Source organism: Kordiimonas aquimaris, from assembly GCF_025574485.1.
Classification (GTDB): domain Bacteria; phylum Pseudomonadota; class Alphaproteobacteria; order Sphingomonadales; family Kordiimonadaceae; genus Kordiimonas; species Kordiimonas aquimaris.
Window position 1 is genome coordinate 244,718 of the sequence record NZ_JAOBPO010000003.1, and the last position, 16,819, is coordinate 261,536.

Annotated in this window: 14 protein-coding genes and 2 tRNA genes; 4 read left to right on the plus strand and 12 right to left on the minus strand. The window is 45.6% G+C overall.

What is annotated here, in order from left to right; genetic code table 11:
• Window positions 1–40: 40 nt before the first annotated feature.
• The 11 genes from OEU88_RS10910 to coaD form a co-directional block, all read right to left on the minus strand.
• Complete coding sequence (locus OEU88_RS10910) at window positions 41–1,147, minus strand: DNA polymerase III subunit delta' (RefSeq protein ID WP_262695203.1); 1,107 nt, start codon at window positions 1,145–1,147, stop codon at window positions 41–43.
• A complete protein-coding gene (gene tmk / locus OEU88_RS10915; RefSeq protein WP_262695204.1) occupies window positions 1,140–1,796 on the minus strand; it encodes a dTMP kinase in 657 nt (218 codons plus the stop codon). Before tmk ends, OEU88_RS10910 begins: the two co-directional genes overlap by 8 nt.
• 21 nt (window positions 1,797–1,817) lie before the next feature.
• On the minus strand, window positions 1,818–3,002 hold the full coding sequence (locus tag OEU88_RS10920; protein ID WP_262695205.1) for a D-alanyl-D-alanine carboxypeptidase family protein: 1,185 nt from the start codon (window positions 3,000–3,002) through the stop codon (window positions 1,818–1,820).
• 38 nt (window positions 3,003–3,040) lie between these two features.
• Entirely contained in the window at window positions 3,041–3,898 is an 858-nt protein-coding gene (locus OEU88_RS10925; RefSeq protein WP_262695206.1) for a septal ring lytic transglycosylase RlpA family protein, read from the minus strand.
• Complete coding sequence (locus tag OEU88_RS10930; protein WP_262695207.1) at window positions 3,895–4,995, minus strand: lytic murein transglycosylase; 1,101 nt, start codon at window positions 4,993–4,995, stop codon at window positions 3,895–3,897. Before OEU88_RS10930 ends, OEU88_RS10925 begins: the two co-directional genes overlap by 4 nt.
• 191 nt (window positions 4,996–5,186) lie before the next feature.
• Window positions 5,187–5,262: transfer RNA gene (locus OEU88_RS10935), tRNA-Lys, on the minus strand.
• Window positions 5,263–5,468: 206 nt separating this feature from the next.
• Window positions 5,469–6,029: a Rid family hydrolase gene (locus tag OEU88_RS10940; RefSeq protein ID WP_262695208.1), complete on the minus strand. Its 561-nt coding sequence runs from the start codon at window positions 6,027–6,029 to the stop codon at window positions 5,469–5,471.
• A 106-nt stretch (window positions 6,030–6,135) separates the two neighbouring features.
• Window positions 6,136–7,278: a tRNA guanosine(34) transglycosylase Tgt gene (tgt, locus tag OEU88_RS10945; RefSeq protein WP_262695209.1), complete on the minus strand. Its 1,143-nt coding sequence runs from the start codon at window positions 7,276–7,278 to the stop codon at window positions 6,136–6,138.
• Entirely contained in the window at window positions 7,275–8,318 is a 1,044-nt protein-coding gene (gene queA, locus OEU88_RS10950; protein ID WP_262695210.1) for a tRNA preQ1(34) S-adenosylmethionine ribosyltransferase-isomerase QueA, read from the minus strand. The genes tgt and queA overlap by 4 nt, the downstream gene beginning before the upstream one ends.
• A 106-nt stretch (window positions 8,319–8,424) precedes the next feature.
• Entirely contained in the window at window positions 8,425–8,973 is a 549-nt protein-coding gene (locus OEU88_RS10955; protein ID WP_262695211.1) for a peptidylprolyl isomerase, read from the minus strand.
• A gap of 85 nt (window positions 8,974–9,058) precedes the next feature.
• Window positions 9,059–9,571: a pantetheine-phosphate adenylyltransferase gene (gene coaD / locus OEU88_RS10960; protein ID WP_262695212.1), complete on the minus strand. Its 513-nt coding sequence runs from the start codon at window positions 9,569–9,571 to the stop codon at window positions 9,059–9,061.
• A 115-nt stretch (window positions 9,572–9,686) separates the two neighbouring features.
• Between coaD and OEU88_RS10965 the strand changes: the two genes are divergently transcribed.
• Window positions 9,687–10,322, plus strand: a complete 636-nt coding sequence (locus OEU88_RS10965) for a LysE family translocator (RefSeq protein WP_262695213.1) — start codon at window positions 9,687–9,689, stop codon at window positions 10,320–10,322.
• 44 nt (window positions 10,323–10,366) lie between these two features.
• On the opposite strand, the gene gyrA is transcribed toward OEU88_RS10965, so the two are convergent.
• Window positions 10,367–13,111, minus strand: a complete 2,745-nt coding sequence (gene gyrA, locus OEU88_RS10970; RefSeq protein WP_262695214.1) for a DNA gyrase subunit A — start codon at window positions 13,109–13,111, stop codon at window positions 10,367–10,369.
• Between the two features lie 276 nt (window positions 13,112–13,387).
• Between gyrA and OEU88_RS10975 the strand changes: the two genes are divergently transcribed.
• From OEU88_RS10975 to OEU88_RS10985, 3 genes are all read left to right on the plus strand, one after another.
• Window positions 13,388–13,477, plus strand: a tRNA-Ser gene (locus OEU88_RS10975).
• Window positions 13,478–14,036: 559 nt separating this feature from the next.
• Complete coding sequence (locus OEU88_RS10980; RefSeq protein WP_262695215.1) at window positions 14,037–15,416, plus strand: TolC family protein; 1,380 nt, start codon at window positions 14,037–14,039, stop codon at window positions 15,414–15,416.
• Window positions 15,416–16,747 carry a multicopper oxidase family protein gene (locus OEU88_RS10985; protein ID WP_262695216.1) on the plus strand — a complete coding sequence of 444 codons (1,332 nt, stop codon included), beginning with the start codon at window positions 15,416–15,418 and terminating at the stop codon, window positions 16,745–16,747. The genes OEU88_RS10980 and OEU88_RS10985 overlap by 1 nt, the downstream gene beginning before the upstream one ends.
• Window positions 16,748–16,819: the final 72 nt, after the last annotated feature.

Below are 16,819 nucleotides of genomic sequence, written 5' to 3' on the forward strand. Positions count from 1 at the left end.
AAATCTCATTACCAATGGTAGTGGCACTAATGCCAAAAGGTTAAGCCTGTGTGGTCGCTTTCAATGATGCAAAGATCGATATGATCACTTGTTTCCTATCAAGGTTTACAGCATCAGCCCGCGCCGTTAAATGTCCAACCTTTTCCCACAGGTCCAACCACTGATCAACCCTTGCTAAGGCGGAAATCCGTGTAATTTGCTCACTTTCGCCCGGCATTATGTCATCCGCGGCCTGACCGGTAACATATTGGCGTATCAGGCGTTGTAACCAGCCCGTTAACATTTGTACAAATAGACGGTATTCTGCGTCAGCCTTGATCGCACCCAGCTTCGCAGCAAAAGCATGCACATTTACCATATCCAAACGCGGCAATGGCGCAAGTAATGCAGCGAGTTCACGGTACAAGCCACTACCTCCCTGAGACACCAACTCAACAGCTCGCCCGGGTGCACCCTCCGCCATCATTGAAATAGCATTCATCTCAGCAATGTCCATATCAGGGTATCGCATCGCCAATACGGCACTTAGGCTATCATTTTGAAGCGGCTTGAGCGCCAAGCTGCGGCACCGACTTTTGATGGTTGGCAAAAGTTTACCAGGCGAATGAGCTACAAGTAGCAGAATTGCCTTTTCTGGCGGCTCTTCGAGTATCTTCAAAAGCGCATTGGCTGCATTCACATTCAATTCGTCGGCAGCGTCAACAATTGCGACGCGCCAACCACCTTCTGCTGCAGTTTGACTAAAAAACTTAATCAGGCCGCGCACATCATCAATGACAATATCATTACGCATTTTACCTGTTTTTTCATTCTCGCTACGCTCAACAAGAAAAAGTCCGCCGTGACCGCCCGCTTCGACACGCGCGACAGCGTCATTTTCATTATCGGTAGACAAAGAATGAAATGGTTCTGCCGGCAATGCTTCACCAAACAGTCCCGCATCCTCTTTACCTGGGTTATTAACCAGTAAAAACTTCGCAATACGCCACGCTAAACTCGCTTTTCCTATTCCTTTGGGGCCTGAAATTAGCCACCCATGATGAATACGCTCGCCGTTTACTGCTTCAAGGAATTGCCGTTCTGCGACTTCATGGCCGATCAATGCCTGCGTGAAACGTGGGTGATCATGTAATGCTTCTTTATCCATCAGCATTGTTCAATATTTGATGAAAATAGCCGCGGATATCAGCTTGAATATCAGAAATAGATTTTGACGCATTAATCATTTTAATACGTTCCGGTTCTTGCTCTGTAAGACGAACAAAACCATCATGTAACGCTTCATGAAATGATGTATCCATCCGTTCAAACCTGTCTTCGCGTGTGTTTTCAAGTTGCTTATCGCCTTCGCGTCCACGCGCTCGCATCAGCCCTTCAACAACAGGAATGTTGAGGAAAAACGTTATATGAGGCGCAACGTCACCAAATGCCAAAGTTTGCAATTGACGCATACTATCCATGCCTAAACCACGCGCTGCACCTTGATATGCAATAGTAGAGTCAAAAAAACGATCACAAAGAACCCATTTCCCAGCCGCAAGCGCAGGTAAAATCGTCCGGTGAATATGCTCGGTTCTAGAAGCTGTCATCAACAATGCTTCAGTCATTGGCTCCCAGCGATCTGTAGCTCCCTTAACCAGCAAATCGCGGATCAACTCTGCCCCAGCTGATCCACCAGGTTCACGGGTTATGATGTGATCTACTTTCTGCTGTTCAAGCCACGCCGACAAAAGCGCGATTTGCGTAGATTTGCCTGCACCCTCGCCGCCTTCAAAGCTGATAAATTGCGGTGTCATGGAATTACCCAATAATCAGACTTACTGTTTTTCAACAACTGCACGCGCCGAACCAAACAGTAAATACTCAAAAGCAGCGCCAATTTTACCAAACCCGCCAACTTCCTCAACTGATTCCGCTGCAACTAATGGTACTGTCACGGTTTGACGGCCAGGCATCTCAACAGTTAATTCACCAAGCTGTTGACCCCGAACAATAGGTGCAGCAACAGGGTTAAGATAATTAACTGACACGTTCATTTCGGCACGTTGACGGCGCGACATAGTGATTGCTAAATCTTCACCAATCGCCATAGGCACTGTTGCATCCTCACCAAGCCATACTTCTGCATGTTCAACTGTTTCGCCTGCACGAAATAAAGGGTAATGACTAAAGTTACGGAAACCGTATTGCATCAAACGCTGACTTTCCCGGTTTCGCTCACTTGTTGAACTCAGCCCGCCGACAACGAGCACAAGTCTGCGGCCTTCACGTTCCGCCGAAGCTGCCAGCCCGTAACCAGACTCTTCTGTGTGTCCTGTTTTAAGGCCGTCTGCGCCAGGGAACCGGCCCAACAGAGGATTACGATTGTAACGGTTCGAGCGGAAGTCTTTGTATAGATATTCACGCTCACCAAACATTGGATACAAATCAGGGAAATCGGTAGAAAGCCGCAGTGACAACGTTGCCAGATCTCGTGCAGACATCACATGGCCTTCAGCAGGCCAACCATTGGCGTTTGCAAAATGGCTATTTGTCATTCCCAAATCAATAGCTTTGGCATTCAACCAATCAACAAAAGTTTCATGAGAGCCTGCCATATGTTCAGCAAGAACAACACACGCATCATTACCAGATAAAACAATGATACCGCGCAATATGTCTGCAACTGTCACAACATCACGCGCGCGCAAAAACATAGTCGAGCCACGGTTATTCCACTCGGTCCATGCTTCATCAGAGACCACTACCTCATCATCCAGCGACAACTCGCCTTCCTTGATAGCTTCAAAAGCGAGATAAACCGTCATGAGTTTACTCATTGAGGCTGGAGGAAACGGTGTATCCGCGTCTTTCTCAAATAGAATACTATTTGTTGTGGCATCCAATAAAATAGCTTGGCGCGCTGGTGTAGCCATAGATTGCGCAACAACAGGCACTGCCATAATCGAGAAGCCAAGGAGTATACATGTGCTTCGGAGTATGTTTTTGACTATAGCTATCATTGTCTGAACCTTTTTCACTACTATTCACTTAACTATGTTTAACGATTTTGTTCCGTAAAAATTCGAGCTTCATAAAACCCATCTGCCACTATTTGGTCAAGCTTATCCTCTGCAAGATTACGTTCTTGAAAAGGCCCTACCCTTACACGCCAGAATGTTTGGCTGCCACTAACCTGCCTGCTTGATTCAGCACGATGCCCGGCACGCCTAAGTGCAGATATCTGAACATCAGCATTTTGCCTACTGGAATACGACCCTATTTGCACAAAATGCATATCCTCAGATGCTGTCTGTGGGGATTGCCGTGAAGACCTGCTTGGTGCGGCACTTACCTGATGGCTAGTAGACCTTCTACTCGCTACACGTCCCTGCTCGTCGGACGCCTGAATTCGTACACGTGTAACACCTTGTTTTTCAAAACCAAGAAGCTGAGCGCCACGCCTTGAAACATCGATCAGTCGTCCGGCAACAAATGGACCCCGATCATTAACACGCAAAACTATTGAACGATTATTTTCTAGGTTAGTCACTTTGACATATGTGGGCATCGGCAGCGTTTTATGCGCCGCCGTAAGTGCGTTCATATTATATATTTCGCCATTCGCGGTTTTCTTACCGTGAAAATCGCGGCCATACCAGGATGCGAAGCCAACTTGATCATATGTTGGGTCTTCTTTGGGGTGATACCAAACACCTGCAACCTTATACGGGTTTCCGACCTTGCGCTTAACGCCCTGATCACCTTTTGGCATTTCATCGTTGCGTGGCATGCGCCCCACTGTACGGGTTGGTGCCGACGATGAACACGCAACAAGAGCAACAGCAATAAAACCCAGGATTAATACTTGAGTTAACTTCGCCTTGGCTGGCTTCATATCTTTAGAAATGGCAATCAACGGGCACCTGCAAGCGTTGCGGCACCAGCATTAATTGCATCTGACAATAAACCAACCGACAGTGCGTACTTAAATGAGGGATTATAACGCATGATTGAACAGAAATTCCGGTAAACTAGGTAACCTTCACCGTCACCCTCATCACCTTCAATAAAAGCAGCTGGAATTGACACCTTCGGCAAATCTGATCCATCTAGTCGACGAATACCCATTGCCTGCCAGTCCTGAAGGTCGCGCCATACCCCCATAGACTTGAATGACCTGCATTGCCTGTCTGGTGTTAAGCCATCTTCCTGTTTACCAATAAGAGACTTAACGCCGCCCTCAGGCAACCTCACCTTACGCCCCCAGGTTTGATCATTACGCCAGCCAAAAGACTTTAAATAATTAGCAATCGAGCCCTGAACATCTGCTTTATTGTCCCATATGTCATGCTCACCGTCTCCGTCCATATCAACAGAATACTTCAAATAGCTTTCTGGCATAAACTGAGACTGCCCCATGGCCCCTGCCCATGATCCTTTTAATTTATCAAAGGTTGTCATGCCTCTGTCTAAAATTTCAAGAGCTGCGAATAATTCACGGCGAAAACGAGGGCCCCGTCGTTTATCGTATGCGAGTGTCGCAGTCGCATCAAAAACTGAGTACGTTAATGGCACTGTGCCGTAATTGGTTTCAACACCCCAAATAGCAGTAATAAATCTGGGTTGAACACCGTATTTCTCAGCGGCAGCATCAAGGCTTTGTTCATTATCCAAAAGAGCCTGTGCACCCTTGCTTTTGCGCCAATCACTCACACGAGCCTTAAGGTAACGCGCATATGTTTGTTTCACCTCAGGCTGATTACGGTCTCGGCGAATAACTCGAACAATTGGCGTAACATCTGTCAGCGCTTTCTCAATTGTTGCATCCGAAATACCACGCTCACGCGCTTCCGTACGTAATGCTATCAGCCACGCTTCAAATTCAGGATCTTTTTCGGCCTGCACGTCCACTTCACTATTAGCGGTTTCCTGCAATGCCAATAGCGGTGTTGCTACCATCACGCAGCCTGCAAGGGATGCTGTTAAAAGTAAAGAACGCAAAGCCTGTCTCATTAAATATATACTCCCCAAATTCATCTGCCTAGATTAGGCGCGAGGAAGGGTAGAAAACAACCCGCAATCACGTCATTTTCAAGGCAAATCGCATAAACTTTGTTGTTAATAGGCCAACAACGCATACTTAAGATATAAAATGAGTTCAAAAACAAAAAAGGCTGACGCCTAAGCATCAGCCTTTTTGAAAATGGTGAGCCCGACAGGGTTCGAACCTGTGACCTACTGATTAAAAGTCAGCCGCTCTACCAGCTGAGCTACGGGCCCATTTTTCACTATTCAAAAGCATTGCTCCTGAACGCGGCGGAACATATGGCCAAGAAGCTGACTGGTCAAGGAAAACTATTACCTTTTCACAACTTTTTTTAAAACTACTAAGCTTAGTGGACTATCAAAAAGCCGAATAAGCCAAAAACTAAGAAAAAAACTACAAACCAACCTGAGCTAAGTTAGTTGATCTTTAATTCTTTTTATTACTTTTCCTGCGGGTCATAAACGATAACATCGATCTCGACCAAACCTCTATCCGGCAACAAAGCTGTCGTGCCGATTGCGGTCCAAGCAGGATGTGGTTCACCGACATATTCATTCTTAACTTCGGCCATAGCAACAACTTGATCATTCTTGTCAATCGAGATCAACGGGCTGTCAAAAACGTGAAAGCTGGTTATTTTAATTATGCTGTTAATGTCAGCGCCTCCAGCAGCAAGTATATCCTTTATTCCTTCAAAGGCGCGCCTTACGCTCGCTTTAAATTCTTCCCTGCTAATAGGTTTGCCATCACTACTCCTTGCGCTAGCAACAGCGCCAGAAACATATATGTAATCACCTGCGCGGACTGCTGGCGAATAATTATACCGACCTTCATACCAGCCCTTTTTTTGGCGCTCAGTTGCGATTATCGCCGTGCGACCATTCCCTGTTATATTATAGTTTTGGCCAGATTCCGCATCAGATTGCTGTGCATGCACAAGTGATATACTGGATATCAAACTCCACAGTATTGTTACGCCAAACACATTTAGGTATTTCATTGACTGCTCCCTCTTTAGTTAAAGCTATTATCGGCATATAGGCCGCTAAAGCTTGGTTATAGAGTTCAGTCGTTTGATTCGTGAGGTAAATTGATCAGCTATAAATCTATAGAGGGTCTATATCACCAAGAGTATACGTTTCTCGGAAATTAGCAGCATGCTGTGTCAAATTTCCTTCTGCAATAGCGTTACGCAAACCTTCCATCAAATCCTGATAGAATTGCAAATTATGCCATGTAAGCAACATCGCACCTAATATTTCACCTGCTCGAATGAGGTGGTGAATGTACGCTCGGCTATACTGTGTACAAGCGGGACAACTGCAAGACGCCTCAATCGGGCGATCATCATCTTTATGGCGAGCGTTCTTCATGTTGATGGCACCACGCCATGTAAAGCCCTGCCCGGTACGCCCGGAACGGGTCGGCATGACACAGTCAAACATATCAATGCCGCGTTCAACAGCGCCTACAATGTCATCAGGCTTTCCAACACCCATTAAATACCGCGGTGCATCCTTTGGCATGCGAGGCATTGTAAAATCCAGAACCTCAAACATCGTTTTCTGACCTTCACCAACAGCAAGGCCGCCAACGGCATAACCATCAAAGCCAATATCTGTCAGTGCATCAATTGAACGGAATCGCAGCTCTTCATATACACCGCCCTGAACAATGCCGAATAATGCAGAACGCGCAGCATGTTCATCACCGCTATCGAAGCCATCACGTGAACGCTGTGCCCATCGCATAGATAATTCCATCGACTTGCGTGCTTCATCTTCTGTGGCTGGGAATGGTGTACATTCATCAAACGCCATAACAATGTCGGACCCAAGCAAACGCTGGATTTCCATAGAACGCTCTGGCGTCAGCAATATTTTACTACCATCAAGATGGGATCGGAAAGTGACGCCTTCTTCCGTCATTTTCCGCAGCTCAGTTAAAGACATAACCTGAAAGCCACCTGAATCTGTCAATATCGGTCGGTCCCAGTTCATAAATTTATGAAGTCCGCCAAGGTGTGCAACACGTTCAGCAGTTGGCCGCAACATCAAATGATAGGTATTGCCAAGCAAAATATCCGCACCTGTAGCACGGACATTCTCAGGCAGCATTGCCTTAACAGTCCCGGCAGTACCAACTGGCATAAACGCTGGCGTTCTAATTTCGCCTCGCAACATTTGAATGCTGCCTGTGCGTGCTGCACCGTCTGTGGCAGTAATATTAAGCTTGAAACGTTCGTTCATTTTGTATCGCCTGCAGGAAATAAAAGGCTGCTATCCCCGTATGAATAAAACCGATAATCACCATTCACCGCATGCTTATAAGCTTCCTGCATAACGTCTAATCCAGCGAAAGCAGAAACAAGCATGAAAAGTGTCGATTTAGGTAAATGAAAATTGGTCATCAAAGCGTCAACAGCCTTAAATCGATAGCCGGGTTTAATAAAAATATCTGTATCGCCTGAAAAAGGATGAATAATACCCACTTCATCAGCTGCACTTTCCAGCAACCGTAGAGACGTTGTACCAACCGAAACAATACGTTTGCCGCGACCGCGCGCAGTGTTCAACACTGATGCAGTTTCAGGTGTTATCTCACCCCATTCACTATGCATTTTATGATCATCGGTATTATCAACCTTTACGGGCAAGAAAGTACCGGCACCTACGTGCAGTGTAATTACGGCGCGTTTTATGCCCTTTGCATCCAGCCGGGAAATCAACTCGGGCGTATAATGCAAACCCGCGGTAGGCGCAGCAACAGCACCATCAGACCTTGCGTATATAGTCTGATAATCTATTTTATCTTGCTCATCGACAGGGCGTTGTGAGGCAATATATGGCGGCAAAGGCATAACGCCGTGTGCTTCAAGCGCGCTGCTCATTTCCACACCCGGGATATCGAATCGAACAGTGCGCTCGCCTTCTTCACCAACAGCAATCACTGTTGCTTTCAAACCATCAAAATCAATAATATCATTTTCGCGGGCCTTCCGTGCTGGCTTCGCAAAGACACGCCACGTTGTTGCACTTTCACGTTTATGTAGTGTCAATTCGATTTTGGCTTCACCACGACGTCCAGTTAACCGGCCCGGTATTACGCGCGTATCATTGAAAACCAAAACATCTCCAGCTTCCAGAAAATCAGGTAAGTCTGTTACCGTTTGATCTTGCAATACCGGGTGCTGCCCAACGACAAGCATACGTGCGCTATCGCGCGGCACCACTGGGCGCAACGCGATAGATTCCTTTGGAAGATCAAAATCAAATAGCTCTATGTTCATGACGCGGCTTTTAACCGAAGCCAAAGCCAAGGACAAGCAAATGTATTAATGAAGCCAGCTGCTGCTCATTTTTAGCCAATTCAAACTGCGCAGAGTGTTCTAAGTGTTACTTGTCAACATCAGCCGCAACTTGCACTTTCAACATTTTGGTTGGGTTTCTTGGTGGCTCGCCACGTTGGATCATGTCGACAAACTCCATGCCACTAACAACCCGCCCCCACACAGTGTAACTATTATCCAGCGCATTACAGCGTGTGAAGCATATGAAAAACTGGCTATCTGCGCTATCGGGATCATTTGCACGTGCCATTGAAGTTGTACCGCGCAGATGTGGAACATCATTAAATTCTGCAGGTATATTAACACCTGATCCGCCAGTTCCAGTGCCAAGTGGGTCCCCCCCTTGAGCCATAAAGCCTTCAATAACACGGTGGAACGTTAACCCGTCATAAAAGCCTTCACGGGCAAGCTCTTTAATGCGTGTAACATGCTTAGGGGCAATATCTGGACGCATGGCAATGATGACACGTCCAAATTCCAAATCCATATACAGCGTATTATCTTTGTCCAGATTCAACTCAATATCCTGCGCATTACTTGCTTCGCTCATTATCAAACCTATCATCGTTGAAATAATAATTAAAAACTGTTTCATATCGTATGCTCGTTTAAACTTGAATATTCCCAAAACGTCGAGATTATTCATTACTTATACACTAAAATTAGATTGCTAAACTTTATTAAACTTTTGATTCGTTTACTCTTTTAACAACTTCACTTGCAACCATGGACGGCACAAAAGCTTCAATATTGCCATCATATCTTGCTACTTCTTTAACAAGCCGTGATGCAATGGTTTGATATCTGGGATCAGCCATCAAAAACACCGTCTCTATATTCGGGTTAATTTGATAGTTCATACCTGTCATTTGAAACTCATATTCAAAATCGGCAACAGCTCTTAATCCACGAATAATGATATCCGCACCTACACGTTCAGCGAATTTCATTAACAATTCATCGAACGGCATAACATCAATTTCAACGCCTGCAACTTTAGCCATATCGTGCGTTTCACGCTCAACAACTGCAACACGCTCGGATAATGAAAACATCGGATCTTTGCTTGGGTTAGTTGCAACACCAATCACAAGCTTGTCTACTAAACGAAGACCACGCTTTATAATATCCAGGTGCCCATTAGTAATAGGGTCAAATGTTCCTGGGTAAATACCAATGCGTTGCTTCGCCATAGGGATTCCTTTGCAAGGAGGCTATTTAATTTGCTTTCAGTCAACATTCCTGAATATGTGTGAAAAAACAAGGTTTTTCACCAAATTCTGATCGCAACGACCAAGAGATACATCAATGCTACCAATTGACCCGTTGTTATATGTGTTATTTATTCTGGCGACCGTTGGATTTATCTTTACGCCCGGCCCAATCGTAAGCCTGATTGTATCAGAGACCTTGCGTGGCAGTCATTCAAACGGCGTGGCAGTCGCAATGGGTGCGCAGTTAGTATCAATAATTTATTTAGCCATTAACTTTTTTGGTTTTGCCAGTATCGCCGCGCTCCCAGCCATAATCCTTGATAGCATCCGTTATCTGGGCGCCGCATATCTATTCTATTTGGCGTGGACTGCATACAGACACTCGCCTGATTTAACCAATCAAACTAAGACAGCAAACAAATCACAATCTATTTTTCTAAGAAGCTTCAGGAAATCATTGTTAATTGCGTCAACCAGCCCAAAAACAATATTGTTTTTTGCCGCCTTCTTTCCACAATTTGTAAGTGATGAACTACCGCTTGCAAATCAGCTAATTGTATTATCTATCACATTTCTGATTATCAGCTTTATTATGGATATGGGCTGGGTGTTTACAGCTAACAAAGCGCGGCAATTCTTGAAGCACAAGGATAAACTAGCATTTACAAATAAAATTGCCGGCAGCGTGCTTGCCACTGGTGCGCTGTTAATGCTCTTCATAAATGGTTAACCTAATGTTTTACATAAGCAAAAAAGGCTAACCATTTATAATAATTATTCTTCCGAATTATTTTCGGAGTTTTTATTTTCATCAGTAGCTACTTCTACACCATCTGTCAGCGCCTCATCAGCATCTTCTTCCTCATCGTCCTGAAGCTTGGCAACTGAAACAATTTTTTCATCATCAGCAACCTTAAACAGCGTAACACCTTTAGTGTTCCGGCTGGCAATACGCACATCAAATACAGGTGTACGGATAAGCTTGCCTTGATCGGTAACCATCATCAATTGCTCACCTTCTGTAATCGGGAAAGCTGCAATCACATCACCAATCTGAGCGCGCATACCAGCATCTGAGGGTACATTCCATATGCCCTGCCCGCCACGATTGGTAATTCGATACTCGTAAGTACTAGTGCGTTTACCAAAACCACCATTCGTAATTGTAATGATGAACTGCTCTGATGCTTGCATAGTTGCGGTTAATTCATCACTTAGAGTTTGCTCACCAGGTTCAGACTTCCACGCAGCAGCCCTCAGGTATGCGTCGCGCTCTTCAGTTGTAGCGTTTGTGCCATTAATTACGCACATGGATACAACTTCGTCGCCTTCAGCAAACTTCATACCGCGCACACCGGTCGATGTACGACCAGCGAACAAGCGAACATCGGTCGCTTTGAAACGAATCGCTCGACCACCTTTAGCCGCCATGAGAATATGATCATCTTCGGTGCAAACATCGACACCAATCAATTTATCATCTTCATCCGAGAAACGGATCGCAATTTTACCATTTGCCATAACGTTAGAGAAATCAGACAGCAAATTACGACGCACATTACCCTTCGCCGTAGCGAACATTACATGCAAATTACCCCATGTACTTTCGTCTTCAGGCAATGGCAGGATCGTTGCAATGGTTTCGTCCTGTTTTAGCGGCAGAAGATTGATAACAGCCTTACCTTTGGATGTAGGGCTGCCCACCGGCAGTTTCCAAACCTTCATCTTGTATACTTGACCAAGGTTAGAGAAGAACAATACCGGCGTGTGCGTATCGGCAACAAACACTGTAGAGAGGAAATCCTCATCCTTAGTCTGCATGCCAGAACGGCCTTTACCACCGCGGCGTTGAGCGCGGTATGTCGATAAAGGCACACGTTTGATATAACCAGAATGTGTAACGGTTACGACCATATCTTCGCGTGCAATCAGGTCTTCATCTTCGAAGGAGCTTATCGTATGAGTATCAATCTCGGTACGGCGATCATTGCCAAATTCTTCCTGAACAGCCAACAACTCCGCGCGTAATACTTCATACAAACGCTCACGCGATTGTAGAATTTCGAGAAAACCTCTTATTTTTTCTGCAAGTTCTTCAAGTTCGCCGCCAATTTCATCACGGCCAAGTGCTGTTAGACGGTGTAAACGAAGGTCAAGAATAGCTTTGATTTGTAACTCAGAAAGCTGGAACGTACCATCATCATTGATCCGACCTGCCTCGTTGATCAACTCAAGATAAGGCAATATCTCAGCAGAATCCCAACGTTTGGCACCTAGCGCTTCTCGCGCGGCAGCCGGAGAACTAGCCCCGCGTATAATGGCAACCACTTCATCAATATTAGCAACCGCCGTTACCAAACCAACCATCAGGTGCGCACGGTCTCGTGCTTTTGCCAGCTCAAACTTCGTACGACGCGTGATCACTTCTTCACGGAAGTCAATGAAAGCGCGCAAAACACCCTTAAGCGTCAACTGCTCCGGCTTGCCACCATTAATAGCAAGCATATTGATGCCGAAGCTGGTTTGCACTTGTGTGAATCGATAAAGCTGGTTCAAAACAACGTCAGCAACTGCATCACGCTTAAGCTCAATGACGACCCGCACACCATCCCGGTCACTCTCGTCGCGAATATCAGAAATACCTTCGATACGCTTAGTCTGAACGCATTCAGCAATCTTCTCAATCATGGAAGACTTGTTCACCTGAAAAGGTGTTTCAGTGATGACAATCGCTTCGCGGTCTTTGCGAATTTCCTCTACATGGGTTTTGCTTCGGATTGTAATCGAGCCTTTACCCGTTTCATAAGCTTGCCTAATGCCACTTATGCCAAGAATGCTGGCACCTGTTGGCAAATCCGGCCCTTTTACATGCTCCATCAAACCAGCGGTGTCGATATCCGGGTCATCGATTAGCGCAAACACGCCGTTAATAACTTCATGCAAGTTATGCGGCGGTATATTGGTTGCCATACCAACAGCAATACCCGTACCACCGTTCACCAGCAGGTTTGGGAACCGTGCGGGAAGAACAACAGGCTCGTGTTCACTTTCATCGTAGTTAGGGCGAAAATTGACCGTATCTTTATCAATATCACCAAGCAAGACAGATGAAACTTTTGCCATCCGGGCTTCAGTATAACGCATAGCTGCAGCGTTATCACCGTCCATAGAGCCAAAGTTACCCTGCCCGTCCACAAGCGGCGCGCGCATAGAAAAATCCTGCGCCATGCGCACGAGAGCGTCATAGATGGCACTATCACCGTGTGGGTGATATTTACCCATCACATCCCCGACAATACGCGCAGACTTACGGAACGGCTTGTTCCACTCATAGCCATTTTCATGCATCGAGAAGAGAATGCGACGATGAACCGGCTTAAGGCCGTCTCGCACATCAGGCAGCGCGCGTGATACGATTACGCTCATAGCGTAATCGAGGTACGAAGCCTTCATCTCGTCTTCAATTTTAATTGACTGAATATCGCGCTCTTGTGGCGGAATTGGTGTGTTATCGCTCACCAGCTATAACCCCTTTGAGTGCAGGCTCACCTGCAGACACTAAAACAAACATATAGTCACAACAAATCCCTTAACCCCGATATGTTGTGGCTAACTATGCATAGTTTCTAGCAACTACCGCACCGACGCGCAAGGTGAATGACATCGTTTTTCATGCAAAATTCAGTAATTTATCGACGCTTTTAAGAAGGAATTTGCAGATAAGGTAAGTTTTGGCTGGACGGCAGCAAATTCTGCCGTTAAAACCCGCTCCAGATTCAATCAATCTTCTTATCCGGGCAGGTGGCAGAGCGGTTGAATGCACCGGTCTTGAAAACCGGCAAGGATGCAAGTCCTTCGTGGGTTCGAATCCCACCCTGCCCGCCACTTCATAAATGTAAAGTTAATTTATGAAATGCGATCATTACTATCGCAAACGTGATAATTCATTCTCTCGACAATAACTCTCAATTTACATAAGAAGTAAATATTGGTTTCATGGAGAATATTTCATTTGCCTAACTTTGTTCGCATAGCACTAACGTTTTTGCTCATAATCAACATGTGCCCATGCGGCTCATTGTTTGATTATAACAACAGCACAATAACGCAAGATGCCTCTAGTGAACGCCTTCAAGTAAATACGGCCTGTCATGAGGATCAATCGTCCAAAGCTAAAACTACATTTGATTACGCATGTAAAGATTGCTGCACTACCAATGATACCATAGCCCATCAGTCAGAAAACGAAATCTTACGTGACATTAATAAAGCATTCTACGCTGTTCAACCTGCAAAGGTGGTAGAAGAACGTACTCGTTTTCTTATTTATACCAAGCAAGCGCAGCAAAGGCACTTTAAGCACCTAAGCCCCATTCAGAACAGAGACCGTCTCCTGATTTAGGCTAGCCATATCAAGGCAAACCCAAATCATAAGAGGCAAATCATGACTTCAGCAAAAAATCTTGCCGCAATGGCAAGTGCAATCGCCCTTAGTGCGTGCAGTATGTATCAAAAAGATAATCAGTTAAAAACAGTGCAAGACGATGTTCGATCTCGCACATCATATACACTTGAACGTTTTGGAGAACTACCACCTGCAGCACCGTTATCTGGTACTCTAACCTACGATCAAGTGATAAAAACTGCCTTACAACATAACCCCAGTTTGCAAGCTTACATGGAAGACTTAAACATTGCTTCCGCCGATGAATTGCAAGCCGGATTACTCATTAATCCAACCTTTCAAGGGGAATTTGTTTTCAATGGGAATGGCATGCGGCCTCTCCTGGATTTTATGCTTGCTCTTGATGTAGGTCACATCTTAACGCGTAATCAACGTGTTAAAGCTGCTGTAAATGAGCGCAAGAATATGCAAGCAAACGTAACGCGAGCGATCATTACCACTATTACCTCTGCGCAGTCTAACCTTCTACGGCTATGGCGCGCCGAGGCAATGCTTCGCCTCTATAACGAACAGCTCATTATCGCCGAGGCTGGAGCCAAAACTGTCCAATTATTGCACGATGCCGGCAATGTCACTGACGGCATGTTAGCAGAATACATGGGTGTACTAGATATAACGTTGGTACAAAAAACTCAGGCACAATTGTTGGTTCTTAACGCACGCGAAGCATTAGCTTCTTCAACAGGCACACCTCTCAGCACCAATGTCAGCGCAAGTACCAATATAATTGACACTTCCTTTGATATGAATTCCGACACTTTCATTAAGGGCGCTATTGAAGCAAACCTTAAGCTGAATGGCGAACGTCAAAAATTAAAGGCATTAGGAGCACGCTTTAAACTGGCCAAAATATCCGCATGGCTTGAACACCTTGAACTTGAAGCCGTTTACGAGCGGGAGGAGGACGGCGCAGGTGAAGGTTTTTCCGTCACAGTACCAGTACCAATATTTGATTGGGGGCAAGTACGCACAGGTCGTGCACAAGCAATGTTAGACGCTACAAGTTACCGTTACAAAGCTTACTATATATACATTCGAAATCGTGCCGATGTGATGCATCAGTATATTGTATCATTAAAAGCGGCATCAGCCCGAATGACTGAAAATTATATCAACAATGCCGATAACGCTTATGCATTTGATCAAAGCCAACTCAATGCCATGCAGATCGGTCCGTTAATGTTACTGCGTGCACGCAGAGAGCTCACCCAAAAACAAATGCAAACTATTGATATTCAATACCAATTTTCAATGGCCACGCTAGACGCCAATGCAATGATTGCAGGCATTACACTCTCCAACACAACCACGGAAAATATGATGAGTAGTAACATGACAACTAAAGAAGGAGGCCACTAATGACCTATTCACGACGTGATACGTTTCGAATTGGCGGTGCTCTGTCTTTAACCAGCATGCTTGCTGGCCGTTCAAATGCGAAACACTCAATCGGAATTTCACAAACTGTGAACGCGGAAGACACCTACAAACCTGCAATACCGGATATTGACTATAAACCAGTTATTACCCCAAATGGCGCCACCCTACCGTTTAAAGTGGTGGATGGGGTCAAAGTTTTTCACCTCATCGCAGAAGAAGTTATGCATAGCTTTGCTGATGGGCTAAGCGCCAACTGCTGGGGATACAATGGTCATGTTCATGGTCCTACCATTGAGGCAATGGAAGGCGATACAATACGTGTATATGTAACCAATCGTCTACCAGCACCCACAACCGTGCACTGGCATGGTATAATTTTGCCAAGTGGTATGGACGGTGTTGGCGGTTTGAATCAACCTCCCATCGAACCGGAGGAAACATTCTTTTATGAATTCAAGCTGAAACAGCACGGCACCTTCATGTACCATAGTCATCATGACGAAATGACTCAAATGGCCATGGGCATGATGGGTATGATTGTTATTCATCCACGACAGCCCGCTAACCCTGTGCCAGACAGAGATTATGTCATGATGCTGAGCGAATGGTCCATCAAACCCGGCACACACAGACCTGACCCCAACGAAATGTCCGACTTTAATGTGCTCACATTCAACGCCCGTGCCTTTCCTGGTACCGAACCATTACAAGCAACGCTTGGAGAACGCGTCCGAATTCGCTTTGGAAACCTGTCTGCAATGGACCATCACCCAATCCATTTGCACGGATATGCTTTTCATGTCACTGAAACAGATGGCGGTCCAATTCCTGAGGCTGCACAATGGCCTGAAACAACGGTTCTAGTGCCAACTGGTGCAACGCGTACTATTGAATTTGTCGCGGACAACCCTGGTGACTGGGCCATGCATTGCCACATGACACATCATGTTATGAATCAGATGGGGCACGAACTCGACCTCATAATAGGCACTGACCCTCAAGAGTTGAGCAAGATATTGTCCAACGCTTTACCTGACAATATGATTATGGGCGCAAATGGTATGGGCGATCATGGTGTTCATATTGAGAAAGGACACATGGTCATACCTGACAACAGTATTCCGATGATCGGCGGCCAAGGCCCCATGGGTTACATCACTATGGGTGGTATGTTTACCATTTTGAAAGTGCGCTCCGCTGATCAAGCATACAGTCCAGACACATGGTACCGTGAAAAACCGCACAATCAGGCACGCTTAGCTAGTGCTGAAGAATTGAAACGTGATGGCATATATATCATAGACGAATAACAGCCTGCAGTATGCATCAGGCGCCTTTATCAAGCTAAAACTGCCAGCAGTTGAACCTGAATCAATTGGTGG

Bases quoted from the DNA above. Each gene is read 5' to 3' on its own strand.
- OEU88_RS10920 (WP_262695205.1), bottom strand. From the start codon at position 3,002: ATGATAGCTATAGTCAAAAACATACTCCGAAGCACATGTATACTCCTT.
- OEU88_RS10930 (WP_262695207.1), bottom strand. From the start codon at position 4,995: ATGAGACAGGCTTTGCGTTCTTTACTTTTAACAGCATCCCTTGCAGGC.
- OEU88_RS10965 (WP_262695213.1), top strand. From the start codon at position 9,687: ATGCTACCAATTGACCCGTTGTTATATGTGTTATTTATTCTGGCGACC.
- coaD (WP_262695212.1), bottom strand. From the start codon at position 9,571: ATGGCGAAGCAACGCATTGGTATTTACCCAGGAACATTTGACCCTATT.
- OEU88_RS10985 (WP_262695216.1), top strand. From the start codon at position 15,416: ATGACCTATTCACGACGTGATACGTTTCGAATTGGCGGTGCTCTGTCT.
- tmk (WP_262695204.1), bottom strand. From the start codon at position 1,796: ATGACACCGCAATTTATCAGCTTTGAAGGCGGCGAGGGTGCAGGCAAA.
- OEU88_RS10940 (WP_262695208.1), bottom strand. From the start codon at position 6,029: ATGAAATACCTAAATGTGTTTGGCGTAACAATACTGTGGAGTTTGATA.
- OEU88_RS10910 (WP_262695203.1), bottom strand. From the start codon at position 1,147: ATGGATAAAGAAGCATTACATGATCACCCACGTTTCACGCAGGCATTG.
- OEU88_RS10955 (WP_262695211.1), bottom strand. From the start codon at position 8,973: ATGAAACAGTTTTTAATTATTATTTCAACGATGATAGGTTTGATAATG.
- queA (WP_262695210.1), bottom strand. From the start codon at position 8,318: ATGAACATAGAGCTATTTGATTTTGATCTTCCAAAGGAATCTATCGCG.
- OEU88_RS10980 (WP_262695215.1), top strand. From the start codon at position 14,037: ATGACTTCAGCAAAAAATCTTGCCGCAATGGCAAGTGCAATCGCCCTT.
- tgt (WP_262695209.1), bottom strand. From the start codon at position 7,278: ATGAACGAACGTTTCAAGCTTAATATTACTGCCACAGACGGTGCAGCA.